This is a genomic window from Cellulomonas sp. FA1 (assembly GCF_000986825.1).
Lineage (GTDB): Bacteria > Actinomycetota > Actinomycetes > Actinomycetales > Cellulomonadaceae > Cellulomonas > Cellulomonas iranensis.
The window spans coordinates 1,279,221-1,304,594 of record NZ_LBMY01000001.1 but is presented as its reverse complement, the minus strand read 5'-3'; the positions used below and the strand labels follow the sequence as shown (position 1 = coordinate 1,304,594).

At 74.6% G+C, this 25,374-nt stretch carries 27 protein-coding genes, 1 tRNA gene and 1 other RNA gene; 16 read left to right on the top strand and 13 right to left on the bottom strand.

The window, feature by feature from the left end; all coding sequences use genetic code 11:
• The first annotated feature begins 22 nt into the window (after nt 1-22).
• Both GY42_RS05825 and GY42_RS05820 read left to right on the top strand, forming a co-directional pair.
• Complete coding sequence (locus GY42_RS05825; RefSeq protein WP_046528613.1) at nt 23-445, top strand: DUF3052 domain-containing protein; 423 nt, start codon at nt 23-25, stop codon at nt 443-445.
• Nucleotides 442-909 carry a peroxiredoxin gene (locus tag GY42_RS05820; RefSeq protein WP_046528612.1) on the top strand — a complete coding sequence of 156 codons (468 nt, stop codon included), beginning with the start codon at nt 442-444 and terminating at the stop codon, nt 907-909. The genes GY42_RS05825 and GY42_RS05820 overlap by 4 nt, the downstream gene beginning before the upstream one ends.
• 66 nt (nt 910-975) lie before the next feature.
• On the opposite strand, the gene GY42_RS05815 is transcribed toward GY42_RS05820, so the two are convergent.
• A tRNA-Val gene (locus tag GY42_RS05815) sits at nt 976-1,052 on the bottom strand.
• An 88-nt stretch (nt 1,053-1,140) separates the two neighbouring features.
• Between GY42_RS05815 and GY42_RS05810 the strand changes: the two genes are divergently transcribed.
• From GY42_RS05810 to GY42_RS18945, 4 genes are all read left to right on the top strand, one after another.
• On the top strand, nt 1,141-2,190 hold the full coding sequence (locus GY42_RS05810) for a zinc-dependent alcohol dehydrogenase family protein (protein WP_046528611.1): 1,050 nt from the start codon (nt 1,141-1,143) through the stop codon (nt 2,188-2,190).
• Entirely contained in the window at nt 2,187-3,374 is a 1,188-nt protein-coding gene (locus GY42_RS05805) for a Nif3-like dinuclear metal center hexameric protein (RefSeq protein WP_046528610.1), read from the top strand. Before GY42_RS05810 ends, GY42_RS05805 begins: the two co-directional genes overlap by 4 nt.
• Nucleotides 3,371-4,108 carry a zinc ribbon domain-containing protein gene (locus tag GY42_RS05800; protein ID WP_046528609.1) on the top strand — a complete coding sequence of 246 codons (738 nt, stop codon included), beginning with the start codon at nt 3,371-3,373 and terminating at the stop codon, nt 4,106-4,108. The genes GY42_RS05805 and GY42_RS05800 overlap by 4 nt, the downstream gene beginning before the upstream one ends.
• Before the next feature lie 107 nt (nt 4,109-4,215).
• On the top strand, nt 4,216-5,019 hold the full coding sequence (locus tag GY42_RS18945) for a histidine phosphatase family protein (protein WP_046528608.1): 804 nt from the start codon (nt 4,216-4,218) through the stop codon (nt 5,017-5,019).
• A gap of 144 nt (nt 5,020-5,163) precedes the next feature.
• On the opposite strand, the gene GY42_RS05790 is transcribed toward GY42_RS18945, so the two are convergent.
• Nucleotides 5,164-5,946, bottom strand: a complete 783-nt coding sequence (locus GY42_RS05790) for a YaaA family protein (RefSeq protein ID WP_046528607.1) — start codon at nt 5,944-5,946, stop codon at nt 5,164-5,166.
• Nucleotides 5,947-5,998: 52 nt separating this feature from the next.
• Here GY42_RS05790 and GY42_RS05785 point away from each other — a divergent pair, with 52 nt between their 5' ends.
• From GY42_RS05785 to GY42_RS05775, 4 genes are all read left to right on the top strand, one after another.
• Complete coding sequence (locus tag GY42_RS05785; protein ID WP_046528606.1) at nt 5,999-6,382, top strand: tautomerase family protein; 384 nt, start codon at nt 5,999-6,001, stop codon at nt 6,380-6,382.
• 24 nt (nt 6,383-6,406) lie between these two features.
• An RNA gene (gene rnpB / locus GY42_RS18500) (RNase P RNA component class A) lies at nt 6,407-6,789 on the top strand.
• Between the two features lie 125 nt (nt 6,790-6,914).
• Nucleotides 6,915-7,196 carry a hypothetical protein gene (locus GY42_RS05780; RefSeq protein WP_143320427.1) on the top strand — a complete coding sequence of 94 codons (282 nt, stop codon included), beginning with the start codon at nt 6,915-6,917 and terminating at the stop codon, nt 7,194-7,196.
• 120 nt (nt 7,197-7,316) lie between these two features.
• Nucleotides 7,317-7,913 (top strand): PilZ domain-containing protein, encoded by a 597-nt coding sequence (locus GY42_RS05775; RefSeq protein WP_046528604.1) that lies wholly within the window; start codon nt 7,317-7,319, stop codon nt 7,911-7,913.
• A 12-nt stretch (nt 7,914-7,925) separates the two neighbouring features.
• On the opposite strand, the gene GY42_RS05770 is transcribed toward GY42_RS05775, so the two are convergent.
• The 5 genes from GY42_RS05770 to map all read right to left on the bottom strand — a co-directional run bounded on the left by GY42_RS05770 (nt 7,926) and on the right by map (nt 12,094).
• The gene (locus GY42_RS05770; protein ID WP_420888431.1) at nt 7,926-8,849 is read right to left on the bottom strand and encodes a DUF817 domain-containing protein; all 924 of its coding nucleotides are present in this window, start codon (nt 8,847-8,849) and stop codon (nt 7,926-7,928) included.
• A 111-nt stretch (nt 8,850-8,960) separates the two neighbouring features.
• Nucleotides 8,961-10,052 carry a fatty acid desaturase family protein gene (locus GY42_RS05765; RefSeq protein ID WP_046528603.1) on the bottom strand — a complete coding sequence of 364 codons (1,092 nt, stop codon included), beginning with the start codon at nt 10,050-10,052 and terminating at the stop codon, nt 8,961-8,963.
• A 74-nt stretch (nt 10,053-10,126) separates the two neighbouring features.
• Nucleotides 10,127-10,432, bottom strand: coding sequence for a DUF6191 domain-containing protein (locus tag GY42_RS05760; RefSeq protein WP_046528602.1), 306 nt, complete (start codon nt 10,430-10,432; stop codon nt 10,127-10,129).
• Nucleotide 10,433: 1 nt separating this feature from the next.
• Nucleotides 10,434-11,228 carry a polyphosphate--glucose phosphotransferase gene (ppgK, locus tag GY42_RS05755; protein ID WP_046528601.1) on the bottom strand — a complete coding sequence of 265 codons (795 nt, stop codon included), beginning with the start codon at nt 11,226-11,228 and terminating at the stop codon, nt 10,434-10,436.
• The gene (gene map / locus GY42_RS05750; RefSeq protein ID WP_046528600.1) at nt 11,225-12,094 is read right to left on the bottom strand and encodes a type I methionyl aminopeptidase; all 870 of its coding nucleotides are present in this window, start codon (nt 12,092-12,094) and stop codon (nt 11,225-11,227) included. Before map ends, ppgK begins: the two co-directional genes overlap by 4 nt.
• A 58-nt stretch (nt 12,095-12,152) precedes the next feature.
• On the opposite strand from map, the gene GY42_RS05745 reads away from it, so the two are divergent.
• Complete coding sequence (locus tag GY42_RS05745; protein WP_046528599.1) at nt 12,153-12,335, top strand: hypothetical protein; 183 nt, start codon at nt 12,153-12,155, stop codon at nt 12,333-12,335.
• A gap of 30 nt (nt 12,336-12,365) precedes the next feature.
• On the opposite strand, the gene panB is transcribed toward GY42_RS05745, so the two are convergent.
• On the bottom strand, nt 12,366-13,187 hold the full coding sequence (panB, locus tag GY42_RS05740; RefSeq protein WP_046528598.1) for a 3-methyl-2-oxobutanoate hydroxymethyltransferase: 822 nt from the start codon (nt 13,185-13,187) through the stop codon (nt 12,366-12,368).
• A 163-nt stretch (nt 13,188-13,350) separates the two neighbouring features.
• On the opposite strand from panB, the gene GY42_RS05735 reads away from it, so the two are divergent.
• The 3 genes from GY42_RS05735 (at nt 13,351) to GY42_RS05725 (ending at nt 19,484) form a co-directional block, all read left to right on the top strand.
• Entirely contained in the window at nt 13,351-14,688 is a 1,338-nt protein-coding gene (locus tag GY42_RS05735) for a glutamine synthetase family protein (protein ID WP_046528597.1), read from the top strand.
• 2 nt (nt 14,689-14,690) lie between these two features.
• Nucleotides 14,691-17,732 (top strand): bifunctional [glutamine synthetase] adenylyltransferase/[glutamine synthetase]-adenylyl-L-tyrosine phosphorylase, encoded by a 3,042-nt coding sequence (locus GY42_RS05730; RefSeq protein ID WP_046528596.1) that lies wholly within the window; start codon nt 14,691-14,693, stop codon nt 17,730-17,732.
• 147 nt (nt 17,733-17,879) lie between these two features.
• On the top strand, nt 17,880-19,484 hold the full coding sequence (locus GY42_RS05725) for a methyl-accepting chemotaxis protein (RefSeq protein ID WP_046528595.1): 1,605 nt from the start codon (nt 17,880-17,882) through the stop codon (nt 19,482-19,484).
• Nucleotides 19,485-19,594: 110 nt separating this feature from the next.
• Here the strand turns inward: GY42_RS05725 and glnA are convergent, their stop codons facing one another.
• Nucleotides 19,595-21,019: a type I glutamate--ammonia ligase gene (gene glnA / locus GY42_RS05720; protein ID WP_046528594.1), complete on the bottom strand. Its 1,425-nt coding sequence runs from the start codon at nt 21,017-21,019 to the stop codon at nt 19,595-19,597.
• Between the two features lie 177 nt (nt 21,020-21,196).
• Here glnA and GY42_RS05715 point away from each other — a divergent pair, with 177 nt between their 5' ends.
• On the top strand, nt 21,197-21,691 hold the full coding sequence (locus GY42_RS05715) for an RDD family protein (RefSeq protein ID WP_046528593.1): 495 nt from the start codon (nt 21,197-21,199) through the stop codon (nt 21,689-21,691).
• A gap of 18 nt (nt 21,692-21,709) precedes the next feature.
• On the opposite strand, the gene GY42_RS05710 is transcribed toward GY42_RS05715, so the two are convergent.
• Nucleotides 21,710-22,435, bottom strand: a complete 726-nt coding sequence (locus GY42_RS05710; RefSeq protein WP_046528592.1) for a DUF4191 domain-containing protein — start codon at nt 22,433-22,435, stop codon at nt 21,710-21,712.
• Between the two features lie 29 nt (nt 22,436-22,464).
• Nucleotides 22,465-23,478: a lipoyl synthase gene (lipA, locus tag GY42_RS05705; RefSeq protein WP_046528591.1), complete on the bottom strand. Its 1,014-nt coding sequence runs from the start codon at nt 23,476-23,478 to the stop codon at nt 22,465-22,467.
• Nucleotides 23,479-23,643: 165 nt separating this feature from the next.
• Here lipA and GY42_RS05700 point away from each other — a divergent pair, with 165 nt between their 5' ends.
• Nucleotides 23,644-24,147 (top strand): flavodoxin domain-containing protein, encoded by a 504-nt coding sequence (locus tag GY42_RS05700; RefSeq protein WP_052748229.1) that lies wholly within the window; start codon nt 23,644-23,646, stop codon nt 24,145-24,147.
• Nucleotides 24,148-24,171: 24 nt separating this feature from the next.
• On the opposite strand, the gene lipB is transcribed toward GY42_RS05700, so the two are convergent.
• Nucleotides 24,172-24,855, bottom strand: a complete 684-nt coding sequence (gene lipB / locus GY42_RS05695) for a lipoyl(octanoyl) transferase LipB (RefSeq protein WP_046528590.1) — start codon at nt 24,853-24,855, stop codon at nt 24,172-24,174.
• 5 nt (nt 24,856-24,860) lie between these two features.
• Nucleotides 24,861-25,358: a MarR family winged helix-turn-helix transcriptional regulator gene (locus GY42_RS05690; protein WP_152667222.1), complete on the bottom strand. Its 498-nt coding sequence runs from the start codon at nt 25,356-25,358 to the stop codon at nt 24,861-24,863.
• Nucleotides 25,359-25,374: the final 16 nt, after the last annotated feature.

Genomic DNA, 25,374 nt, shown 5'->3' with positions numbered 1-25,374 from the left:
CGGGAGAAGGGAACCGCTCGACGTGTCACCCACCGCGGACGACGCCGTGTCTCAGGCGGTCGCTCGGCTCGGCTTCAGCTCCGGGCAGACGATCCAGGAGCTCGGCTACGACGACGACGTCGACGGGGACGTGCGCGCGGCGCTCGAGGCCGTCACCGGCAGCGAGCTCGTCGACGAGGACTACGACGACGTCACGGACGGCGCGATCATCTGGTTCCGCGACGACGACGGCGACCTCACCGACTACCTCGTCGACGCGATGACGGTCCTCGACGACTCGGGCCCCATCTGGGTGTTCTCGCCGAAGGCCGGGCGCCCGGGCCACGTGTCGCACTCCGACATCGAGGAGGCCGCGACCACGTCCGGCCTGCACGCGATGACGACGTTCGCCATCGGCCCCGACTGGTCGGCCACGCGTCTGGCGACGCGCGGCCGCGGCAAGTGAGCGCAGGGCAGACCCTGCGCGTCGGCGAGCCCGTCCCCGACCTCACGCTGCCCGACACGCACGGCACGCCCGTGGCGCTGTCCGAGCTGCGCGGCGAGCCGCTCGTGCTCGTCTTCGTCCCCTTCGCGTTCTCGTGCACCTGCACGGGCGAGCTCGGCGAGCTGCGCGACGAGATCGGCCTGTTCGACGACGCCGGCGCCCGTCTCGTCGCGGTGTCGTGCGACGCGATGTTCACGCTGCGCGCCTGGGCGGAGCGTGAGGGCTACCCGTTCGACCTGCTGTCGGACTTCTGGCCGCACGGCGCGGCCGCGCGTGCCTTCGGCGTGCTCGACGAGTCGACCGGGCACGCGCTGCGCGGCTCGTTCCTCGTCGACGCCGACGGAGTGCTGCGCTGGAGCCTCGTGCACCCGCGTGGCCGTGCGCGACCCCTCGAGGCCTACCGCGAGGCCCTCGCGGCGCTGTGACGCCCGTGCGGCGTCGATCACGCGGCGCGTGCGCGACGCTCGGGTCCCGGGCCCGGTGGCGCGTGCTGGTGGGCCCGGCCGGTCTCGAACCGACGACCTCCGCGGTGTAAGCGCGGCGCTCTGACCAACTGAGCTACAGGCCCCTGCGGTCGGTCAGCCTACCGGCGTGCGGGCAGCGCCGACGCCCGCGCCGCCGGGCGCCGCGGGCGGCCCGCGCCGTAGGCTTCCCGTGTGCGAGCGACAGTGATCCACGGCCCCCGCGACGTGCGCGTCGAGCAGGTGCCGGACCCGCAGGTCCACCGTCCCACCGATGCCGTCGTGCGCGTCGTCGCGACGTGCGTGTGCGGCTCCGACCTGTGGGGCTACCGCGGCGTGCGGCCCACCGACGGCCCGCACCGGATCGGGCACGAGTTCGTCGGCGTGGTCGAGGAGGTCGGGTCCGACGTGCGTCGCGTGCGCGTCGGCGACTTCGTCGTCGCGCCGTTCTCGATCTGCGACAACACGTGCGTGCACTGCCGCAACGGCGTCCACACCTCGTGCGAGCAGGTCGCGTGGTGGGGCTCGCCCGACCACGACGGCGTGCCGTCCGACGGCGCGCAGGGCGAGTACGTGCGCGTGCCCCTGGCCGACGGCACGCTCGTCGTCACGCCCGAGCACCCGGACGACGCGCTGCTGCCGCACGTCCTCACGCTCACGGACGTGCTCGGGACCGGGCACCACGCCGCGCTGTCGGCGGGTGTGCGCGCCGGGTCGACCGTCGCGGTCGTCGGCGACGGCGCGGTCGGGCTGTGCGGCGTCATCGCGGCGCGCCGGCTCGGTGCTGAGCGGATCGTCGCGATGTCGCGCAACCCCGCCCGCCAGGCGCTCGCGCGCCGCTTCGGCGCGACCGACGTCGTCGCCGAGCGCGGCGACGAGGGCGCGGCCGCCGTGCTCGACCTGCTCGGCGGCGTCGGCCCGGACGGCGTGCTCGAGTGCGTCGGCACCAAGGAGTCGATGGCGCAGGCGCTCGCGACCGTCCGGCCCGGCGGACGGGTCGGGTTCGTCGGCGTCCCCGCGGGCGGTCCCGAGCTGCCGGTCGGGCTGATGTTCGGCACGAACAAGGGCGTGGTCGGCGGCGTCGCGCCCGTGCGCGGCTACATCGAGGGGCTGCTGCCCGACGTGTGGGCGGGGACCATCGAGCCGGGCCTGGTGTTCGACGGGACGTTCGCGCTCGACGACGTCGCGGACGCGTACCGCGCGATGGACGAGCGCACGTGCACCAAGGCGCTCGTGCTGCCGTGACCGCGACGCTCGCGGACGTCGTCCGCGCCCTGGAGACCCGGTACCCGCCCCGCACCGCCGAGCAGTGGGACCGCGTCGGCCTCGCGGTCGGCGACCCCGCCGCGCCCGTGCGGCGCGTGCTGTTCGCCGTCGACCCCGTCGCGGCGGTCGTCGACGAGGCCGAGGAGTGGGGCGCCGACCTGCTCGTGACCCACCACCCGCTGCTGCTGCGACCCGTGCACTCGGTCGCCGCCACGACGTACAAGGGTGCGCTCGTGCACCGCCTGGTCCGCGCGGGGTGCGGCCTGTACACGGCGCACACCAACGCGGACGCGGCGCACGGCGGTGTCGCCGAGGCGCTCGCCGACGTCCTCGGCCTCGTCGGCACCGTGCCGCTCGTGGCCGCCGACGCGCCCGCGCTCGACAAGCACGTGGTGATGGCGCCGGTCGACGTCGCCGACGCGTTCGTCGACGCGATGGCCGCCGCCGGCGCCGGGCACGTCGGCGCCTACGAGCGGTGCGCCTGGACCACCACAGGGCAGGGCACGTTCACGCCGCTCGAGGGGGCGACGCCCGCGATCGGCGCGGTCGGGCGGCGCGAGACGCTGCCCGAGGTGCGCGTCGAGATGGTCGCGCCCCGCGGCCTGCGGGCGCGCGTCGTCGCCGCCATGCGCGCGGCGCACCCGTACGAGGAGCCCGCGTTCGACGTCCTCGAGCTCGCGGCGCTGCCCGGTGACACGGGGCTCGGGCGCGTCGGGACGCTCCCGGAGCCCGTGCCGCTCGCGCGGTTCGCCGCCGACGTCGCCGCGGCCGTGCCCGCCACGGCGCAGGGCGTGCGCTGGGCGGGCGACCCGGACATGCCCGTGCGGCGCGTCGCCGTGCTCGGCGGGTCGGGCGACTCGCTGTTCGACGCCGTGCGCGCCGCCGACGTCGACGCGTACGTCACGGCGGACCTGCGTCACCACCCCGCGTCCGAGCAGCAGGAACGCGCCGCGTTCGAGTCGGCGGGGGGCCCGCCGCGGCCCGCGCTGGTCGACCTCGCGCACGCGGCGTCCGAGTGGGTGTGGCTGCCGCGCGCCGCGGTGGACCTGCGCGCCGACCTGGCAGCCGGGGGCACTACGGTGGAGACCCGCGTCAGCACGCGCCGCACCGACCCGTGGACGGGACACGTGCGGCAGACGTCCCAGCCGGAAGGATCTCCGTGAGCACCGCCCCCGCAGCCGACCAGCGACGACTCCTCGATGTCCAGGAGCTCGACACCCGACTCGCGCAGCTCGCGCACCAGCGGCGGTCGCTCCCGGCGCTCGCCCGGATCGTCGAGCTCGACGGCCAGCTCGCGGACCTCGACACCGCGCTCGTCACGTCGCGCACGGCGGCCTCCGACCTGCGCGCCGAGCTGGCGAAGGCCGAGGCCGACGTCGCCCAGGTGCGCAACCGCGCCACGCGCGACCAGCAGCGCCTCGACGCGGGGCAGGTGTCGGCGAAGGACGCGCAGGCGCTCACGAGCGAGCTCGCGAGCCTCGCGGCCCGGCAGTCGCACCTCGAGGACGTCGAGCTCGAGGTCATGGAGCGGCTCGAGGCCCACGAGGCGGCGCTCGCCGAGCTCGAGCAGGCGCACGCCGCGCTCGTGTCCGCGCGCGACGAGGTCGTCGCCGAGCGCGACGCCGGCTGGGCGCAGGTCGACGCCGAGGCCGACCGCGTGCGTGCGCAGCGCGACCGCACCGCGGACGGGCTCGACGCCGGGCTCGTGGCCCTCTACGAGCGGCTGCGCGGCCAGCTCGGCGGCAGCGGGGCCGCGGCCCTGCGCGGCAGCCGCTGCGAGGGCTGCCGCCTCGAGCTCAACCCGCTCGACCTCGAGGCGATCCGCGCGCGCCCGGCGGACGCGATCGTGCGCTGCGAGGAGTGCGGCCGGATCCTCGTGCGGGGTGCCGAGGGCTGACGCCCGCGGACCGCGGGCCCGCCGGTGCGGGAGGCCGCGCCCGGGCGGGGGCGGTGGCGCGCCGACCCCGGTTGGACGCCCGACCGCGCACGGCAGAGACTGCGGGGGTGACCCCGACGCAGCCGGCCGACGCCTCGCCCGACCCGACCTCCGACCCGCTCGCGGTCGACCCGGCGGACCCGACCGGGTCGGGCGCCTCGGCCGCGCCGCGGCGCCGGGCGTCCCGGCCGTCCGGCGCGTCGCCGCGTTTCGACGACGAGCAGCCGACGACGGTCGTGCTGGTGCGGCACGGCCAGACGACGATGACGGTGTCCCGCGGGTACTCGGGCTCGTCGGAGCCCGGTCCGCCGCTCGACGAGCACGGCCGTGCGCAGGCCCGGTCCGCCGCGGCGCTCGTCGAGCGCGTCGGACGCGACCTGTGGGGGGACATCCCCTTCCCGAGCGAGGTCGTCGCGTCCCCGATGGTGCGCACGCAGGAGACCGCCGCGGTGATCGCCGAGCGGCTCGGGCTGCCGGTGCGCACCGACGCGGCCTTCCAGGAGGCCGACTTCGGCGCGTGGCAGGGGCTCACGGCCGAGCAGATCGAGGAGCGGTGGCCCGGCGAGCTCGAGCCGTGGCACACGTCGGGCCGCGTGCGGCCGCCCGGCGGCGAGTCGATCGCCGACGTGGGGGAGCGGCTGCGGCGCGGGCTCGACGCGCTGCGCGCCGGCGGCGGGGACCGCACGGTCGTGGTCGTGTCGCACGCGGTCGCGATCCGCGCGGCGCTCGGCGTCACCCTCGGGTCGGATCCGGGCACCTGGAGCCAGCTGCGCGTGGCTCCCGCGTCCGTGAGCATCGTCCGGCTGTTCGCCGACCGGCGCGACGAGATCGCGGTCGCGGGGGCGCCGAGCGAGGGCTGGGCGCGCGGCTGAGGCGCTCGTGTGCGGCGTTCCGGCGGCCTGGCCGCCGGAACGCCGCACAGGGGTCGGCGGGCACGTGGCGGGCGTACGCCGAGCCGCGCAGCCCCAGGACGTCGCACCGGCGAGCGGGCCGCGTCGACGCGGCCCGCGCGGGTGTCAGAGCACGACGAGGCTGAGGGTGCGCGCACCGCGTCGCGGCGCGGGCCCGAGCTCGACCGCGTGCAGCGCGTCGCCCACGAGCGCGCTGGCGGCGTGCGCGAGCTCGTCGGCGTCGCGCGGTGCGCGGCCGCGCCGGGTCACGAGGTGGCGCGTCAGCACGCCGCGCGTGTGCTTGGCGTGGTGCGACACGACCGACCGGCGGCCGTCGACCTCCCGCAGCACGCGCACGTCCACCCACCGGGCCCCCGCCGGCGGCGTCCACGCGGCCCGGTAGGCCGCCGAGCGGCAGTCCACGACGAGGTCGCCGTCGGCCTCGACGTCCAGCGCGTCGCCCAGCGGCCCGCGCCACGCGGCGGCGAGCGGGCCGACGCCGGGCAGGTCAGTCCCCATCGACAGCCGGTAGGCGGGTACGGCGTCGTCCACCGTGAGCACGCCCCACAGCGCCGAGACGACGCGCACGCTCGCGACGGCGCGGGCGCGTGCGGCCGGGCTCAGGGTGTCCAGGGCCGCCGCGCCGTACAGCACGCCGGTGTAGACCCGGGACGCGCGTGCGGCCGGAGCGGTGCGGATCGTCGTGTTGCGCGCCACCTCGGCGGCGAGGCCGGGGGAGACGCCCAGCACGGTGCACGCGTCGGGCCGGGCGCTGACCGCGGCGAGCGCGTCGAGCACGCGCTCGCGGACCGGCGTCAGCGCGGGGTGCGCGAGCGTCGACAGGTCGACCGGGGCGGCGTCGGAGGGGGCGGGCGTCTTGCCCTCGGACGGCGGGAGCAGGACGAGCACCGCACGAGGGTACGGTGTGCGCGCCGGGAGTCCGACGACGCAGGGGTGTGACGTGGCGCAGGTCAAGATCCACGGGCGGCGCTCGGTGTGGGCCGCGCGGCGTGCCGAGGTGTCCGACGCCGTGCACGCCGCGCTCACCGGCGCGTGGGGGCTGCCCGCCGACAAGCGGTTCCACCGCTTCTCCCTGCTGGACGCCGACGACCTCGTCGCGCCGCGCTCGGACGCCTACCTCGTGGTCGAGGTGGTCTCCTTCGGCGGGCGCAGCCCGGCGGCCGTGCGCGCGCTGATCGCGGCGTTCTTCGACGACGTCGCCCCTGCGCTCGGGCTCGACGCCGACGACCTCGAGGTCGTGGTCCTCGAGAGCCCGCCCACGCACTGGGGCATCCGCGGGCGCAGCGGCGACGAGCTCGCGCTGCCGTACCGCGTCGACGTCTGACCCGGGTAGGCTGACGGGCGCGGATGAGTCAGCCAGGCGGCCGCGTCGGGACCCTCGGGTCCCGCCGAGGAACGTCCGGGCTCCGCAGGGCAGGGTGGTGGGTAACGCCCACCCGGGGTGACCCGCGGGACAGTGCCACAGAGAACAGACCGCCACGTCGGCCTCGGCCGGCGCGGTAAGGGTGAAACGGTGGTGCAAGAGACCACCAGCGCACCGGGTGACCGGTGCGGCTCGGCAAACCCCACCCGGAGCAAGGCCAGACAGGGAGCGTTCGAGGGTTGCCCGCCCGAGCTCCCGGGTAGGCCGCTGGAGGCGTGCGGCAACGTACGTCGTAGATGGATGGTCGCCACCCCCGCCCGGGCAACCGGACGGGGGGACAGAACCCGGCGTACCGGCTGACTCATCCGCCCTTCGGGCCCGTGACCCGCGCGGCCCAGCACCGGGTGAAAAGCGTCACCCGGGAGCCTGGTGCAGCGGGTGAATGCTGCCGGACGACGCGCACATTGCGGGCATAGACGCTCATTCTGGACATATGGCAGACGAGACCGACCCTCGTGTGGACGTGACCGACGCGGACATCCTCGCCGCGAAGCGTGCCTGGCTGTCGGCCTGCGACCGTGGGCTCGACCCTGCACGCACCGCTCGCCTGCACGACTCCTACCGCTGGTTGGTGAGCGCGCAGGCCCAGCAGATCGCCGAGCAGTTCCGCCAGACGCACCGGCGTCGGCGTGACGGCGGCGACGGGCCCTCCGCGTCGGCGGACGCGGACGAGGACGTACGCCCCACCCGGGGGAGCGACCCCCGCGCCGGGTGATCTTGTCCGTGACCACCCGGCCGGCGGTTGGCGGCGACGGGGCCGCCCAGTACAACTGGGCGGATGTCCTGATCGTGGACGCGCCGCGGCGCGTCCGGCGCGAACCCGAGGAGGTGTCACGTGCACGAGCTGGCCCTGTGCCGCCTCGGGACGAAGACCGGCGAGGTCGAGGGCCACGTCCGGACCTTCGAGGGCGACCTGCTCGTGCTCGAGGTGGACGAGCTCCCCGAGGGGCGTGAGATCGGCGACGCGGCGACGGTCACGGTGCTCGACCCGGTGCGCGGTCGCTGCCCGTACGTCGGGCTGCTGGGCGGCATGACGGACGGTGAGGTGCGTGTCGTCGTGCTCGAGCGCGGCGAGCCGAACCAGCGCAGGTCCGCGGCGCGCGCGTTCTACCGTGTGAGCGCGCTGGGCAAGCTGGAGACCGCCGACGGCACGCAGGCCCTGCCGGTCACGGTCGTCGACGTCAGCGCGTCGGGCGTGCGGTTCGTGACGCGGCGCCTGCTCCACCGGGGTGACGTCGTGCGCTTCCCCATGCCCGTCGGCGACGAGTCGGTCGACCTCGTCGCCCGCGTGCTGCGCGTCGAGGAGGGGCAGCACGAGTGGCGGTACGGCTGCGAGCTCCTCGAGCTCGACGAGCGCACGCGCGAGCGGCTCTTCCGGCTGGTGCTGAGCCTGCACCGCGCGTGGGCGCGTGAGCGCGCCGCGCGGCACTGAGCCCGGCACCCGTCAGGGGCCCCCGGTCGCGTCGCCGGCTGGCGCCGGGTCGTCGGGCCGCTGCGGCGGGTGCACCCACGTGACGAGCACGACCGAGATGATCATCAGCAGGAACCAGGACCCGAGCTTCGCCCCGCCGACCGGGTGCCACCCGGCCTCCTGCGACGGGTAGAGCCACGCGCCGGCGAACGTCGCGACGTTCTCGGCGAGCCAGATGAACGACGCCACGAGCGTGAACGCCAGCAGCAGCGGCATGCGCAGACGCGCGGCGTGCACGCGGAAGTGCATCACGCACGGGCCGAAGACGACCACGACCGCGCCGACCAGCACCCAGCGGGCGTCGGCCACCCAGTGGTGCGTGAAGAAGTTCGCGTAGATCGCCGCCGCCACGACGGCCGTCACCCAGCGCCGCGGGTAGCGGTCGAACCGCAGCTCGAAGATGCGGCACACGCGCACGAGGTACGAGCCGACCGCGCCGTACATGAAACCCGAGAACAGCGGCACTGCGCCGACGCGCAGCACGCCCTCGGTCGCGTACGACCACGACCCGACGTCGGTCTTGAAGACCTCCATGAAGGTGCCGACGACGTGGAACAGCAGCACGACGCGCATCTCGCGCACCGTCTCGAGCCGGGTCGCGAGCATGCCGACCTGCAGGCCGAGGGCCGCCAGCGTCAGGGCGTCGTTCCGCGCGAGCCACGCGTCGTCGGGGTACCAGAACCGCGCCGCGAGAAGAAGCGCCAGCAGCAGGGCGCCGAACAGGCACGCCCACCCCTGCTTGAGCGTGAAGACCGTCAGCTCGACGAGCCACGTCCGCGCGCGTCGGCCCTGCAGGCGCTGCAGGCGGTCGCGCGCCCACGCGTCGATGCGCTCCTCGACGACCGTGAGCTCGCGCACGCCGGGCCGGGGGAGGTGGAGTCGCAGGTCGCGCAGCACGTGACCATCTCAACGCGCGACGCCCGCCCGCGGGTGCGGGCGGGCGTCGGGTCGGCGGCGGGACCTGTGCAGATCCTGTGACGCGCGTCGTCGGGCGTCAGCCTGGTGTCGTCAGCGCGAGCTGCGCGGGCGGAACCGCTGCACCATGGGGCAGTCGAACGGGTCGCGCGCGGCGAGGCCCACGCGGTTGAGGTACTGCACGACCAGGAGGTAGGAGCGCGCGAGCGACGTCTCGGTGTACGGCATGCCGACGCGTGCGCAGTGCTCCCGCACGATGCGACGCGCTCGTGCGAGGTGGGGCCGCGCCATGCTGGGGAAGAGGTGGTGCTCGATCTGCGCGTCCAGGCCGCCCATGAGCGTCGTCACCCACGCGCCGCCGCGGATGTTGCGCGACGTGAGGACCTGCTTGGACAGGAAGTCGAGCCGGCTCTCGGCGGGGATGACCGCCATGCCCTTGTGGTTCGGCGCGAACGACGCGCCCATGTAGACGCCGAACACCGCGAGCTGCACGGCGAGGAACGCGGCGGCCATGCCCAGCGGCAGCGCCCACACGACCAGCGCGACGTAGACGCTCAGCCGCAGGGCGATCGTCAGGAGCTCGAGGTTGCGTGCGCGCGTCGACGGCGACGCGACGAGGCTGCGGATCGCGAGCACGTGCAGGTTGACGCCCTCGAGCGTCAGCAGCGGGAAGAACAGCCAGCCCTGGCGGCGCGTCAGGGCGCCCATGAACCCGCTCTGCTGCGCGGCGTCCTGCTCGAGGAACGAGATCGTGTCCCGCTCGATGTCCGGGTCCTTGCCGATCCGGTTGGGGTTGGCGTGGTGCCGCGTGTGCTTCGTCATCCACCACGAGTGGCTGATGCCGACGACGCCGTTGGCGAGGATCCGCCCCAGCCGGTCGTTGGCGGGGCCCGTCAGCATGACCTGGCGGTGCGACGCCTCGTGCGCGACGAACGCGAACTGCGTCAGCACGATCCCCAGGCCGGCGGCGACCGCGAGCTGCCACCACGAGTGGCCGATCAGCACGAACGCGGTCACGAGGCCGGCGAGCGCGACGGTGAGGCCGGCGACGAGCCAGGCGTAGAACCCGAGCGTCCGCTCGAGCAGACCGGCCTCACGCACCTCCGCCAGGAGCTCGTGGTAGCTGCCGGTGGCGGCCGCCTGTCGCGGGCGGGTGGGAGCGGTGGGTACGGGTGCAGGAGCCACATGACCTCCAGGGCTCGACGTCGACTTCCCAGCCGTGGAGTGAGCAGGTGCTCGTCTTCCGGATGTCGCCCACCCTACGGGACCGTAGGTTGCGTGTCTCCGTCCGGGGCGGGTCGATCTCGTGGAGGTGCCGCGTCGCCCTCGCGCACGACGTCGAGCCGTTGCCGCTCCTGCTCGGCCACGAGGTGCGTGACGCTCGGCTGGAAGATCTCGACGAAGTCGCCCATCATCCCGCCGCCGCCCGTGATGCCGCCGCCGTCGGCGTCCCGCCCCGAGCGGACGCTCACCCGCCAGCGGTCGAACCACCCGTGCGCCACGGCCCGGTCGAGCGCCACGAGCGCGACGACCACGGCCGCGACGACCACGACCCAGCCGGGCACGTCAGCGACGCCTCGCGGCCAGGTGCGCGGCCCCGACGATGCCGGCCGCGTTGCGCAGCCCCGCGGGCATGATCGGCGTGCGCAGGTCGAGCAGCGGCAGGAACTGGTCGTGCTTCTTGCTGACGCCGCCGCCCACGACGATGAGGTCGGGCCAGAACAGGTTCTCGACCACGGTGAAGTAGCGCTGCAGCCGCGTCGCCCACTGCTCGAACGTGAGGTCCTCGCGGTCGCGCGCCGCGTCGGACGCGCGCGACTCGGCGTCGTGGCCGTCGATCTCGAGGTGCCCGAGCTCGGTGTTGGGCACGAGCACGCCGTCCACGACGAGTGCCGAGCCGATGCCCGTGCCGAGCGTGACGACCAGCACGACGCCCGGGACGTCCTTGGCGGCGCCGTAGACGACCTCGGCGTACCCGGCGGCGTCGGCGTCGTTCACGGCCACGACGCGCCGCCCCGTGGCGGCGCCGATCGTCTTCTCGACGTCGGTGCCGATCCACGAGTCGTCGACGTTCGCGGCGGACTGCGCGACGCCGTGCCGGATGACGGCCGGGAACGTCACGCCGATGGGCACGTGCGTGCCGAGCGAGAACGAGTCCACGACCTCGGCGACGGTCTCGGCGACCGCCTGCGGCGTCGCGGGCTGCGGCGTCGGGATGCGCACCCGGTCGGCGGCGAACTCGCCCGTGCCCAGGTCGACCGGCGCGCCCTTGATGCCCGACCCGCCGATGTCGACGCCGAAGGCCGTCGTCACCTCGTCGTCGTGCGCGTGCTTCTTGCCCGTGTGCTCGTCCTTGCTCATGGCAGCGTCAGGACCTCCGCCCCGGTGTCGGTGACCAGCAGGGTGTGCTCGAACTGCGCCGACCGGCTGCGGTCGGCCGTGACGACGGTCCAGCCGTCGTCCCACATCTCCCAGTCCGCGGTGCCCAGGTCGAGCATGGGCTCGATCGTGAACACCATCCCGGGCTGGATCACGGTGTCGTACGCGGGTGCGGCGTCGTAGTGCGGCACGACGAGGCCCGTGTGGAACGCGGGGCCCACGCCGTGGCCCGTGAACTCGCGCACCACGCCGTACCCGAACCGCGCGGCGTACTTCTCGATGACGCGGCCGATGACGTTGATCTCCCGGCCCGGGCGGACGGCCTTGATGCCGCGCTCGAGCGCCTCGCGCGTGCGCTCGACGAGCAGGCGCGAGTCCTCGTCGACGTCGCCCGCGAGGAACGTCGCGTTGGTGTCGCCGTGCACGCCGCCCACGTACGCCGTGACGTCGACGTTGACGATGTCGCCGTCCTCGATCACGGTCGAGTCGGGGATGCCGTGGCAGATCACCTCGTTGAGCGACGTGCACAGCGACTTCGGGAAGCCGCGGTAGCCGAGCGTCGAGGGGTAGGCGCCGTGGTCGACGAGGAACTCGTGGCCGATCGCGTCGAGCTCGTCCGTCGTGACCCCGGGGGCCACGTGCCGGCCGACCTCCTGCAGCGCCTGCGCCGCGAGCCGCGCCGCGACGCGCACGCGCTCGACGGTGTCCGCGTCCAGCACGTCCGAGCCCCGCCAGGGCGTCGGCATCGGCTTGTCGACGTACTCGGGACGTGGGATGTGCGCCGGGACCGCGCGTCGAGGGCCGACGCGGCCGGGGGTGAGGGCGGTGCGCGAGTGGACCGGCGGCATGACTGGCAGTCTACGTAGCGGCGGTGCCGCCCGGCCCGCCGGGACGGGAGGTGCCCTGGTGGCCGAGTTCTACTTCAACACCCGGACGCACGAGGTCGAGGAGGGCCCGCGCAGCGACTGGTCGCACCGCATGGGCCCGTACGCCACGCGCGAGGAGGCCGCGCGCGCGCTCGAGACCGCGCGCGAGCGCACCAAGGCGTGGGACGAGGAGGACCGCCGCGAGGCCGAGGAGAACGCCTGACGGCGCCCTCGGCCGCCCCGGCGGGGCGGCTCACGCGTCGAAGGAGTGCTCCGCCGTGGGGAACGCGCCCTCGCGCACCTCGTCGGCGAAGGCCCGGGCCGCCGCCGTGAGCGCCTGCCCGACCTCGCCGAACCGCTTGGCGAAGCGCGGCGACCAGTCGCCCATGCCGGCCATGTCGACCCACACCAGCACCTGCCCGTCGCACTCCGCGCCGGCGCCGATCCCGATCGTCGGGATCCGCACGACCTCGGTGATGCGCGCCGCGACCGGCGCGGGCACCATCTCGAGCACGACCGCGACGGCACCCGCCTCGGTGACCGCGACCGCGTCGTCGCTGATCTGCTCGGCCGCCTGACCGCGGCCCTGCACGCGCGGGCCGCCCAGCGCGTGCTCGGACTGCGGCGTGTACCCGAGGTGCGCGACGACCGGGACGCCCGCCGCCGTGAGCGCGCGGATCTGCGGGACCGACCGCTGCCCGCCCTCGATCTTCACGGCCGAGACGCCGGTCTCCTTCATGACCCGCACCGCGCTCGCGAGGGCCTGCTCCGGCCCGGCCTCGTACGTGCCGAACGGCAGGTCGGCCACGACGAACGCGCGCCGCGCGGCACCCGCGACGGCGCGCGCGGCGACGACGATCTCGTCGAGCGTGACGGGCAGCGTGGTCGCGTAGCCGTGCATCGTGTTCCCGATGGAGTCGCCGACGAGCAGCATGTCGATGCCGGCCTCGTCGAACAGGCGCGCGGTGACCGCGTCGTACGCGGTGAGCATCGTCAGGCGCTCGCCGCGGTCCTTCGCGGCCTGCAGGTGGTGCACGCGGACTCGGCGGGGGGTCGGGGCGTCGCTCGTCGACATGGCGCGAGCCTAGCCCGAGGCACCTCGCGGGACGCCCGGGCACGGGCACCCGCGCCGCCGCCGGCACGCGTCCCGGCACGTGCGCGGAGCCCCGGTCGGGCCCGGACGCGCCGCGCGGTGGACGCACGCCCTGCGGGGCCGGGTCATCAGGCAGGATGTACGCATGGACAGGCAGCAGGAGTTCGTCCTCCGGACCGTCGAGGAGCGGGACATCCGCTTCATCCGTCTGTGGTTCACGGACGTGCTGGGCATGCTCAAGTCGGTCGCCGTCGCGCCCGCCGAGCTCGAGCAGGCGTTCAGCGAGGGCATCGGCTTCGACGGCAGCTCGATCGAGGGCCTCACGCGCGTGTACGAGGCCGACATGATCGCCAAGCCCGACCCGTCGACGTTCCAGATCCTGCCGTGGCGCGGCGAGCGGCACGGCACCGCGCGCATGTTCTGCGACCTGCTGACGCCCGACGGCGAGCCGTCGCTCGCGGACTCGCGCTACGTGCTCAAGCGTGCGCTGAACCGCGCGAGCGACCGCGGGTTCACGTTCTACACGCACCCCGAGGTCGAGTTCTACCTGTTCGACGCGCCCGCGGACCCGTCGCGGCCGCTCGTCCCGGTCGACCAGGGCGGCTACTTCGACCACGTGCCGCGCGGCACCGCGCACGACTTCCGCCGCGCCGCGATCACGATGCTCGAGTCCATGGGCATCTCGGTCGAGTTCTCGCACCACGAGGCCGGTCCGGGTCAGAACGAGATCGACCTGCGGTACGCCGACGCGCTCACCACGGCCGACAACATCATGACGTTCCGCACGGTCGTCAAGGAGGTCGCGCTCGAGCAGGGCGTGTTCGCGTCGTTCATGCCCAAGCCGCTGGCCGACCAGCCGGGGTCGGGCATGCACACGCACGTGTCGCTGTTCGAGGGCGACCGCAACGCGTTCCACGAGCCGGGTGCGCCGCTCGAGCTGTCGAAGGTCGCGCGCTCGTTCATCGCGGGCATGCTCACGCACGCGGCCGAGATCACGGCCGTGACCAACCAGTTCGTCAACTCCTACAAGCGGCTGTGGGGCGGCGCCGAGGCGCCCTCGTTCATCTGCTGGGGCCACAACAACCGCTCGGCGCTCGTGCGCGTGCCGATGTACAAGCCCGGCAAGGGCAACTCGAGCCGCGTCGAGTACCGCGCGGTGGACTCGGCGACGAACCCGTACCTCGCGTTCGCGGTGCTGCTCGCGGCGGGGCTCAAGGGCATCGAGGAGGGCTACGAGCTGCCCGAGGGTGCCGACGACGACGTGTGGGAGCTCACCGACGCCGAGCGCAAGGCGCTCGGCATCGAGCCGCTGCCGACGTCGCTCGAGGCGGCGATCGCCGTCATGGAGCGCTCGGAGCTGGTCGCCGAGACCCTCGGCGAGCACGTCTTCGACTACTTCCTGCGCAACAAGCGCCAGGAGTGGGCCGAGTACCGCGCGCAGGTCACGCCGTACGAGCTGCAGCGGTTCCTGCCGCTCGTCTGACCGTGGCCACGACGCCGGGCCGCGGCTCGTCGCTCCCGACGCGGCTGACGCGTGTCGGCGTGGCCGACGTGCCCCGGGCCGAACGGCTCCTGGGCGACCCCGCGCTCGCGGCCGTCGACGCCGAGGTCGTCGAGCACGTGGTCGCCGCGCTCGCGGAGGTCGGGGACCCCGACGAGGCGCTGCTCGCGGTCGCCAAGCTCGCGGGCGCGGTCCAGCGCGACGACCGCCTCACGGCGCTGCTGCACGACGTGCTCGCCGACGACGGCCCCGCGCGCGCCCGCCTGCTGGCCGTGGCGGGTGCGTCGTCGGCGCTCGGGAACGCGCTCGCGGCGCACCCCGCGAACCTGCTCGCGGTCGCCGACCCGACGCCGGGCACGGGCGTCGCCGCCGCCGACGTGCGCGCCGAGCTGCTGCGCGCCGTGGACGCCGACCCCGACGCGGACGTGCCCGTCGCCGGACTGGCCGGCACGCCGGGCGTCGACGCGATGCGGCGCGCCTACCGCACGCGGCTGCTGCGCATCGCCGCGACCGACCTCACCGCCGAGGACCCCCTGACCCGGCTGCCCGGTGTCGCCGCCGCGCTCGCGGACCTCGCGGCCGCGGCCCTCGAGGCGGCGCTCGCGCTCGCGCGCGCCGACCTCGACGACGAGGGACGCGGCGTGCGGCTCGCGGTCATCGGCATGGGCAAGGCCGGAGGGCGCGAGCTCAACTACGTGTCGGACGTCGACGTCGTGTACGTCGCCGAGCCGGTCGACGGCACGCCCGAGGACGAGGCGCTCGTGGCCGGGGCGCGGCTCGCGGCGGGCCTCGCGCGCGCGTGCTCGGCGCCCGCGGGCGAGCCCGCGCTGTGGCCGGTGGACGCCGCGCTGCGCCCCGAGGGCAAGGACGGCCCGCTCGTGCGGACGCTCGCGAGCCACCGCGCGTACTACGAGCGGTGGGCCAGGACGTGGGAGTTCCAGGCCCTGCTCAAGGCGCGGCCGCTTGCGGGGGACGCCGACCTGGGCCGCGCGTACGTCGACACGGTCAACCCGTTCGTGTGGGCGGCGGTGCAGCGCGACAACTTCGTCGAGGACGCGCAGGCCATGCGGCGCCGCGTCGAGGCGCACATCCCGCGCGCGGAGGCGGACCGGCAGCTCAAGCTCGGTGCGGGGGGCCTGCGCGACGTCGAGTTCACGGTGCAGCTGCTGCAGCTCGTGCACGGGCGCGCCGATGAGTCGATCCGCAGCCCGTCGACGCTCACGGCGCTCGCGGCGCTCGCGGCGGGCGGGTACGTCGGGCGTGAGCACGCCGCGCAGCTCGCGGTCTGCTACCGCTGGATGCGCATGATGGAGCACCGGATCCAGCTGCACCGCCTGCAGCGCACGCACCTGGTGCCGACGTCGGAGCCCGACCTGCGGCGGCTCTCCCGGACCATGCGGATGCGCATCGAGGGCCCCGAGGGGCTGCTGGAGCGGTGGCGCACCACGCGCCGCGAGGTGCGGCGCCTGCACGAGGAGCTGTTCTACCGACCCCTGCTGCCGGCGACGGCGCGGCTGTCGACCGAGGAGGCGAGCCTGGCGCCCGAGGCGCAGCGCGCGCGCCTCGCGGCCATCGGCTACCGCGACCCGGCGGGTGCGGTCCGGCACATCGCCGCGCTCTCGGAGGGCGTCTCGCGGCGGGCGGCGATCCAGCGGCAGCTCCTGCCGGTCATGCTCGGCTGGTTCGCCGAGGGCGCCGACCCCGACGCCGGTCTGCTCGCGTTCCGGCGGCTGTCCGAGCAGCTCGGCTCGACCCACTGGTACCTCAAGCTCCTGCGCGACTCCGGCACCGCGGGGCAGCGTCTCGCGCAGGTCCTGTCGACCTCGCGGTACGCGGCCGACGCGCTGTCGCGCTCGCCGAACTCCGTGACGTGGCTCGACGACGACGCCGAGCTCGCGCCGCGGTCCGCCGAGCGGCTCGTCGCGGAGGCCGACGCCGTGCTGCGGCGGGCGAGCGAACCGGTGCCCGCCGTGACGGCGTTGCGGGCGTTGCGCCGTCGCGAGCTCGCCCGGACCGCCGTCGCCGACGTGCTCGGCGGCACGACGGGCGTGCGCGCGTCGCACAGCCTCACGAACGCGGCCGACGCCGTCCTCGCGGGCACACTGCGTGTCGCCGAGGCGGAGGCGCGCGCCGCCGCGGGGGTCGACGCGAGCCCGACGCGTCTGCTCGTCGTCGCGATGGGGCGCATGGGCGGCCGCGAGATGGGGTACTCGTCCGACGCCGACGTGCTGTTCGTGCACGACCCGGAGCCGGGCGCCGACCCGCAGGCCGCGCAGCAGTTCGCGGTCGCGGTCGCGTCGCAGCTGCGGCAGCTGCTGGGGTCGGTCGGGCCGGAGCCCACGCTGAGCGTGGACGCGGACCTGCGCCCCGAGGGACGCAACGGACCGCTCGCGCGCTCGTTCGACGCGTACGCCGAGTACTACGCGCGCTGGTCCGCGACCTGGGAGAGCCAGGCGCTGCTGCGGGCCCGACCGGTCGCCGGGGACACCGCGCTGGGGGAGCGGTTCGTCGCGCTCGTCGACCCGCTGCGCTACCCCGAGGGCGGGCTCGACCCCGCCGCGGTCCGCGAGGTGCGTCGCATCAAGGCGCGCGTCGAGGCCGAACGGCTGCCGCGCGGCCTCGACCCGACCCGCCACCTCAAGCTCGGCCGCGGCGGCATCAGCGACGTCGAGTGGACCGCGCAGCTGCTGCAGCTGCAGCACGCGCACGCCGTGCCCGCGCTGCGCACGACGTCGACGCTCGACGCGCTCACCGCCGCCACCGAGGCCGGGCTGCTCGACGCCGACGACGCGGCCGTGCTGCGCGAGGCGTGGGAGCTCGCGTCGCGCATCCGGGACGCGAACGTGCTGTGGACGGGCCGTGCCGAGGGCGCGCACGCCGACGTCCTGCCGCACGACCGGGTCGCGCTCGCCGGCGTGTCCCGCGTCCTGGGGATGCCCCCGGGCTCGGGCGCCGAGCTCGAGGACACGTACCTGCGCGGCGCGCGGCGCGCGCGGGCCGTCGTCGAGCGCGTCTTCTACGGCTGACGCGGGCCGGTCCCGACGCGAGGCGGCGTCCGTGCAGGTCGCGGCCCACGAGCGCTCACCCTTCGCCCGGGGCAACCGATGGAGAGGTGAACCCCCTCCGTGTGCGGTCGCTGTCGCGCGCCGTCGCGGCCCACCGTCAGGAGACCCATGTCGTACCCTTCCGTCGCCCCGCACACCCGTCGCCGCGGTCGGCGTCTGTCCATCGCGGGGAAGGTCCTCGGACTGCTCGCGGCCGCGGGCCTCGTCGGCGTCGTCGTGGTGGTGTCCGCCGCGCTGGGTCTGACGCAGCTGCGCGCCGACGTCGAGCGGACCAGCGCGAACGTCGCCCAGCTCAGCCAGGTCAGCGACCTCGCGCGCGCGTTCCAGGCCGGACGGGCCCGCATGGTCGAGTACCCGGCGGCCTCCGAGCAGGTCCGCGGCGACCTGCGCGACCAGCTCGACGGCTACGTCGCGACGATCGCCGAGCAGCTCGCGGCGTACGAGGACCAGGCCGCCGACGCCGACGCGTTCGCGGCGTTCGAGGGCGCCTGGACCGAGATGGTCGGCCTCGCGAAGGACGAGCTGTTCCCGATGGCCGACGGCGGGGACGTCGCGGGGGCCGCGGCGTTCTACCGGGCGGCGATCCTGCCGCAGACGACGATCGGTGCGGACGCGATCGCCGCCGAGAACGCGGCCGTCGCTGCGGCCGCCGACGCGGACGCGACCGCGTCGGGCGCCAACGTCAACCGCACGCTGGCGACCGTGGTGGGCGTGCTGCTGCTCGGCCTGACCGTCGTCGTGGTGGTCGGTCTGCGGGTCGCGCGGCGGCTCGCGCTGGACGCCGGGGAGGTGCGCACGGCGCTCGAGGCCATGGCGGACGGCGACCTCACGCACACGGCGCACGTGCGCAGCACCGACGAGCTCGGTGACATGGCGCGCTCGCTGGACCTCGCGCAGACGAGCCTGCGCGAGGTCGTGTCCGGCGTCGCGGAGTCCGCGCACACCGTCGCGTCGGCGGCCGAGGAGCTCGCCGCCGCGTCGACCCAGGTCGTCGCGGGATCGGACGAGACGTCGGCCCAGGCGGGTGTCGTGGCGGCCGCGGCCGAGCAGGTGTCGCGCAACGTGCAGTCGGTCGCGGCGGGCGCCGAGCAGATGGGTGCCTCGATCCGCGAGATCGCGCAGAACGCGTCGCAGGCCGCCAAGGTCGCGGGCCAGGCCACCGACGCGGCGGCGGCGACCAACGAGCAGGTCTCGCGCCTGGGGACGTCGTCGCAGGAGATCGGCAACGTCGTCAAGGTGATCACGTCGATCGCGGAGCAGACGAACCTGCTGGCGCTCAACGCGACGATCGAGGCGGCCCGCGCGGGTGAGGCGGGCAAGGGCTTCGCGGTCGTGGCGGGCGAGGTCAAGGAGCTCGCGCAGGAGACGGCGAAGGCGACCGAGGACATCGTGCGGCGCGTCGAGGCCATCCAGACCGACACGTCCGGCGCCGTCGGTGCGATCGGCGAGATCGCCGAGATCATCGCGTCGATCAACGACTACCAGCTGACGATCGCGTCGGCGGTCGAGGAGCAGACCGCCACGACCACCGAGATGTCGCGCTCGGTCGGCGAGGCGGCCGCGGGGTCGGGGGAGATCGCCTCGAACATCACGGGTGTCGCCACGGCGGCGAGCTCGTCGTCGGAGACCCTCAACCAGATGGGTGCCGCGATCGGCGAGATGGCCCGCACGTCGGAGGACCTGCGCGCCCGTGTGTCGCACTTCCGGTACTGAGCGCCACCGGGACCGGGTGCGCACAGCGGAGCACCCCCGTCGCCTCGAGGGCGACGGGGGTGCTTTCCTGCAGGTCAGGCGCTCACGGGAGCAGCCGTGACACCTGACGATCAGACGTCGTAGTACAGCTCGAACTCGTGCGGGTGCGGGCGCAGCCGGATCGGGTCGACCTCGGCCGAGCGCTTGTAGTCGATCCACGTGCGGATGAGGTCCGGCGTGAACACGTTGCCGGCGGTCAGCCAGTCGTGGTCGGCCTCGAGGTTGTCGAGCACCTCGGCGAGCGAGCCCGGGACCTGCTGGATGAGCGCGTGCTCCTCGGGGGGCAGCTCGTAGAGGTCCTTGTCGACCGGCTCCGGCGGCTCGATGCGGTTCTGGATGCCGTCCAGGCCGGCCATGAGCATGGCCGCGAACGCGAGGTACGGGTTCGACGACGGGTCCGGCACGCGGAACTCGACGCGCTTGGCCTTGGGGTTCGAGCCCGTGACGGGGATGCGGATGCACGCCGAGCGGTTGCGGGCCGAGTAGACCAGGTTGACCGGCGCCTCGAAGCCCGGCACCAGGCGGTGGTACGAGTTCACCGTGGGGTTGGTGAACGCGAGCAGCGACGGCGCGTGCTTGAGCAGGCCGCCGATGTACCAGCGGGCGATGTCCGACAGGCCGCCGTAGCCCTTCTCGTCGAAGAACAGCGGCTCGCCGTCCTTCCACAGGGACTGGTGCACGTGCATGCCCGAGCCGTTGTCGCCGAACAGCGGCTTCGGCATGAAGGTCGCCGTGCGGCCGTTCTCGTGAGCGACGTTCTTCACGACGTACTTGAACAGCTGCACCTTGTCGGCCGACTTGGACAGCGTGTCGAAGCGGTAGTTGATCTCCGCCTGGCCGGCGGTGCCGACCTCGTGGTGCGCGCGCTCGACCTGCAGGCCGAGGGCGTCGAGCTGCAGCGAGATCTGGTCGCGCAGGTCGGCGAAGTGGTCGACCGGCGGGACGGGGAAGTAGCCACCCTTGTAGGGCGTCTTGTGCCCCAGGTTGCCACCCTCCTCCTCGCGGCCCGTGTTCCACGCGGCCTCGATCGAGTCGATGTAGTAGTACGACGCGTTCTGCTTCGTCTCGAAGCGGATGTCGTCGAAGATGTAGAACTCGGCCTCGGGCGCGAAGAACGCGGTGTCCGCGATGCCGGTCGACTTGAGGTACGCCTCGGCCTTCGCGGCGACCTGGCGGGGGTCGCGGCTGTAGGGCTCGTCGGTGTACGGATCGACGATGTGGAAGTTGATGTTCAGCGTCTTCTCGACGCGGAAGGGGTCGACGTACGCGGTCGTGACGTCGGGCACGAGCTTCATGTCGGACTCGTGGATGGCCTGGAAGCCGCGGATCGACGAGCCGTCGAACATCTGGCCGTCCGTGAAGAAGTCCGCGTCGAGCGAGGCGGCCGGCACGTTGAAGTGCTGCATCACACCCGGCAGGTCGCAGAACCGCACGTCGACGAACTTGACGTCCTCGCTCTTGATGAACGCCAGGACTTCCTCTGGCTTCGTGAACATCCGCTGCTCCTCGGTCGGTGGTGCCCGGTCGACCCGGGCGCTGACGAGGCTAGGAGCGGGGGGTTTCCCCGCCGTGGCCCCGTTGTTTCCGGCAGGTTACGCGCTGGGCCCCCGTGTAACGATCTCGCGTCCCGTGCACCGGGCGGGCGACGTGCAGGGCGCACGTACGCTGGTGGCATGGCGACGCGTGACTCGGTGGGCTCGTGGCTCGAGGGCGGACCCGGCTCCGACGGGGACCGCGGCAGCAGGCTCGGGCTCCCCGCGTCGGGCAGCGGCTCGTTGGCGCGGCCCGGCCGGCGCCTGGTGGCGCTCGCGATCGACTGGGTCGCGTGCCTCGCCGTCTCCGCGGTGCTGCTGCCGGTGCGGGACGACGGGCTCTTCCTGTTCCGCGGGCACGAGCTCGCGACGCTCGCGGTGTTCGCCGTCGAGAACCTCGTGCTCGTCGCCACGCTCGGGCACACGCTCGGCCACCGGCTGCTCGGTCTGCAGGTGCGCCGGCTCGCGCAGACGTCGCTGCGCACGCCGCCGGCGCCCGTCGACGGCCCGCCCGGGATCGTCGCCGCGGCCGTGCGGACGCTGCTCGTGTGCCTCGTGATCCCCGCGGTCGTCTGGGACGGCGACGGGCGCGGCCTGCACGACCGTGCCGCCGGCACGGTGCTCGTCCGTCGCTGACGGCGGACGCCTCGTACGTCAGCGGCCGCGCATGCCCTTGCGGTCGGGGCGCGCGCGCATCGGGTCGATGCCCTTCGGCACCGGGAGCTTGACCGCGCCGAGCGAGGTCACGCGGCGCAGCACCTCACCGACCTCGGCCTTGGTGAGGTTGCCCTTGAGCTTCGTGACCGTGCGGGGCAGCTTGCGCAGCGGCACCTGGCCCTCGCCGTCACCGACCTGGATCAGGTGGATCGGCGCGCCGGAGACGACGCGCGCCGTGCGCTTGCGCTCCGACTCGAGGAGCCGGCCGATGCGGTGCGCGGGGCCTTCCCCGATCAGCACGACGCCCGGTCGCCCGACGCCGCGGAACACGAGGTCCTGCGTGCGGGGGTCGGCCGCGACGGGCTCCTGCGTGAACGTCCAGCCGCGACGCAGCGTGCTCAGCGCGGCCATGGAGGCGCCCGGCTGCCCGTCGATGCGCGCGTAGGCCGCGGTCTCGGCGCGGCGCGCCAGCACGAACATCGCACCGAGCAGCGCGAACGGGATGCTGATGACCAGCAGGTACACGATGTGGCCCGTGAGCGCGCCGATGAGCACGCCGAGCGCGAGGACACCGGCGAAGACCGCGAGGATGATCCACGTCACCGCCGGGTCGGTCTGCCGCGTGACCTGGTACGCCTGCCAGACCTGGTGGTACCACCGGGTCTTCTTGACCTTGCCGCCCTTGGCGGGGGCGTCGGGGGACGTGGAGCGCTCGCGTGCCATGGGTCGGGAGTCTACCGGGGCGCGGCAGGTCAGCCGACGGTGGAGCGGGCCAGCAGCGACGACGCCTCCTGGCGCGACGTCGTCGGCTCTCCGAGGTGCGCGAGCGCGTCGGGGATCGGCAGGCCGCGGCGGCGCATCGCCTGGCCCCAGAGCCGTCCGGCGCGGTACGACGAGCGCACGAGCGGCCCGGACATGACGCCGAGGAAGCCGAGGCGCTCGGCCTCGGCCGACAGCTCGACGAACTCCTCGGGCCGCACCCAGCGGTCGACGGGGTGGTGCCGGACCGAGGGGCGCAGGTACTGCGTGATGGTCACGAGGTCGCACCCGGCCTCGTGCAGGTCGCGCAGCGCGTCCGCGGCCTCCTGCGTCGTCTCGCCCATGCCGAGGATGAGGTTGGACTTGGTGACGAGGCCGGCCTCGCGGGCGCGTGTGATGACCGACAGCGACCGCTCGTACCGGAAGCCCGGGCGGATCTGCTTGAAGATGCGCGGCACGGTCTCGAGGTTGTGCGCGAGCACCTCGGGGCGCGACTCGTTGACGACGTCGAGCAGCTCCGGCACAGCGTTGAAGTCGGGGATCAGCAGCTCGACGCCGGTCCCCGGGTTCAGCGCGTGGATCTGCCGCACGGTCTCGGCGTAGAGCCACGCACCGCCGTCGGCCAGGTCGTCGCGCGCGACGCCCGTGACGGTCGAGTACTTCAGCCCCATGGCCTGCACCGACTCGGCGACGCGCCGCGGCTCGTCGGCGTCGAAGTCGGCCGGCTTGCCGGTGTCGATCTGGCAGAAGTCGCACCGGCGCGTGCACTGGTCGCCGCCGATGAGGAACGTCGCCTCGCGGTCCTCCCAGCACTCGAAGATGTTGGGGCAGCCCGCCTCCTCGCAGACCGTGTGCAGGCCCTCGCGGCGCACGAGGCCCTTGAGCTCGCTGTACTCGGGGCCGGTGGTCGCGCGCGTGCGGATCCACTCGGGCTTCTTCTCGATCGGCGTGGCGGCGTTGCGGGCCTCCACCCGGAGCATGCGGCGTCCCTCGGGTGCGATCGTCACGCGGCCAGACTAACCCGCGCGGTCGGCGCCCGGCCCGTCGTCCGGGTGTGACGGGGACCTCCGTCCCGGGCGGGGGCGACGACCGGGAGGGACGCTGGGCAGATACCGGTCCGCGACCCGCGGGGGGTCCGTGGTCGCCGAGCGACCGGGCGAGGAGGTGGCACGGTGCACGTCCTGGTGACGGTCGCGTCGCGGCACGGCGCGACGCGCGAGATGGGCGACGTGGTCGCCGAGGTCCTGAGGTCGGCCGGGCACGACGTCGACGAGGTCGAGCCGGACGAGGTCGAGCACGTCGAGCCGTACGACGCGGTCGTGCTCGGCTCGGCGGTGTACGTCGGGCGGCTCGCGCTCGGCCTGCGCGACCTCGTGGACCGGCAGGGCGGCCAGCTGCGGCAGCGCCCGGTGTGGCTCTTCTGGTCGGGACCCGTCGGCGACCCGCCGGTGCCGGCGACGGTGCCGGACGACGTGACGCGGATCGCCGAGACCGTCGGGGCGCGCGACGTCGCGACGTTCGCCGGCCGGCTGGACCGCGACGGCCTGAACATCTCCGAGCGCGCGCTCGTCGCGCTCACGCGTGCGGACGCGGGGGACTTCCGGGACCTCGACGTCGTGCGCACGTGGGCGGAGGGCGTCGCGCGCGAGCTGCGGACCGTGGGCCAGGAGGCGTAGCGGCCCGGGGCCGGAACCGCCGTCTCAGCCCGCGGCGACCGCCGCGCCCGCGGCCAGCAGCGGCGCGAGCGCGTCGCGCAGGTGGGCGACGACGAGCGGCGTGACCTCGGCGATCGTGACCTCGCGCTCGGCCTCGGCGCTCAGGGTCGTGACGTCGGCGTCGTCGATCCCGCACGGCACGATGCGCGAGTACCAGTCGAGCGACGCCGTGCAGTTCAGCGCGAACCCGTGCATCGTGACGCCGCGGGCCACGCGCACGCCGATCGCGGCGACCTTGCGCTCGCGGCGGGGTGCGGGGGAGGCGTCCGCGGGGTCGGCCGGGAGCCACACGCCGCTGCGACCCTCGACGCGCACGGTCGCGACGCCCACGTCGGCGCACGTGCGCATGAGCGCGTCCTCGAGCGCGCGGACGTACGCGACCACGTCCACGGGCTCGGCGAGCCGCACGATCGGGTAGCCGACCAGCTGCCCGGGGCCGTGCCACGTGATGCGACCGCCGCGGTCGACGTCGACGACGGGTGTGCCGTCGACGGGGCGGTCGGAGCGAGCCGTGCGCTTGCCCGCCGTGTACACGGGCTCGTGCTCGACGAGCAGCAGGGTGTCCTCGCGCTCACCCGCGGCGACCGCCGCGTGCACCTCGCGCTGCAGGTCCCAGGTCGGCACGTACGGCTGCAGACGGGTGCCGAGGTCGAGCGGTTCGACGCGCATGGACGTCAGGCTAAGCCCTCGTCGGCGGTCCCCGGCCGGGCGGCGGCCGCGACGCCCTCGGGGTCGAGGTCCTCGGGGCGCACGACCTCGCGCAGCAGCTCGTCGAGCAGCGCTCGGCGCTCGGGCGCCAGGTGTCCGAGCACGCTCTCCTGCGCGGGCCCGGGATCGGCGCACGCGGCCAGCGCGCGGGCGCCGTCGGGCGTGATCGCGATGACGTGCCGGCGTCGGTCGTCGTCGTGGCGGCGCCGTGTGACGTACCCCGTGCGCTCGAGCCGGGCCACGACGCGGCTCATGGTCTGCTCGGTCACGCCGCACGCGTCGGCGAGCTCGCGCTGGGACATGGGGGCCATGGAGACGTGCACCAGCACGGGCAGGCTCGCGTGGTTGAGGTCCCAGGAAGCGAGGTGCGCATCCCACGCGCGCTCGACGCGGCGCGCGGCCGTCGACAGCAGGCGTCCGACCGGCCAGTGGTCGGGCCGGCCCCGCGGCTGCTGCGTGCTCACTCGTCCTCCAGGTTGC

What these genes read in the sequence shown, in the direction of transcription:
- GY42_RS05780 (WP_143320427.1), top strand. Translation starts at nt 6,915, where the DNA reads ATGGCAGACGAGACCGACCCTCGTGTGGACGTGACCGACGCGGACATC.
- ppgK (WP_046528601.1), bottom strand. Translation starts at nt 11,228, where the DNA reads ATGAGCAAGGACGAGCACACGGGCAAGAAGCACGCGCACGACGACGAG.
- map (WP_046528600.1), bottom strand. Translation starts at nt 12,094, where the DNA reads ATGCCGCCGGTCCACTCGCGCACCGCCCTCACCCCCGGCCGCGTCGGC.
- panB (WP_046528598.1), bottom strand. Translation starts at nt 13,187, where the DNA reads ATGTCGACGAGCGACGCCCCGACCCCCCGCCGAGTCCGCGTGCACCAC.
- GY42_RS05735 (WP_046528597.1), top strand. Translation starts at nt 13,351, where the DNA reads ATGGACAGGCAGCAGGAGTTCGTCCTCCGGACCGTCGAGGAGCGGGAC.
- GY42_RS05725 (WP_046528595.1), top strand. Translation starts at nt 17,880, where the DNA reads ATGTCGTACCCTTCCGTCGCCCCGCACACCCGTCGCCGCGGTCGGCGT.
- glnA (WP_046528594.1), bottom strand. Translation starts at nt 21,019, where the DNA reads ATGTTCACGAAGCCAGAGGAAGTCCTGGCGTTCATCAAGAGCGAGGAC.
- GY42_RS05715 (WP_046528593.1), top strand. Translation starts at nt 21,197, where the DNA reads ATGGCGACGCGTGACTCGGTGGGCTCGTGGCTCGAGGGCGGACCCGGC.
- GY42_RS05710 (WP_046528592.1), bottom strand. Translation starts at nt 22,435, where the DNA reads ATGGCACGCGAGCGCTCCACGTCCCCCGACGCCCCCGCCAAGGGCGGC.
- lipB (WP_046528590.1), bottom strand. Translation starts at nt 24,855, where the DNA reads ATGCGCGTCGAACCGCTCGACCTCGGCACCCGTCTGCAGCCGTACGTG.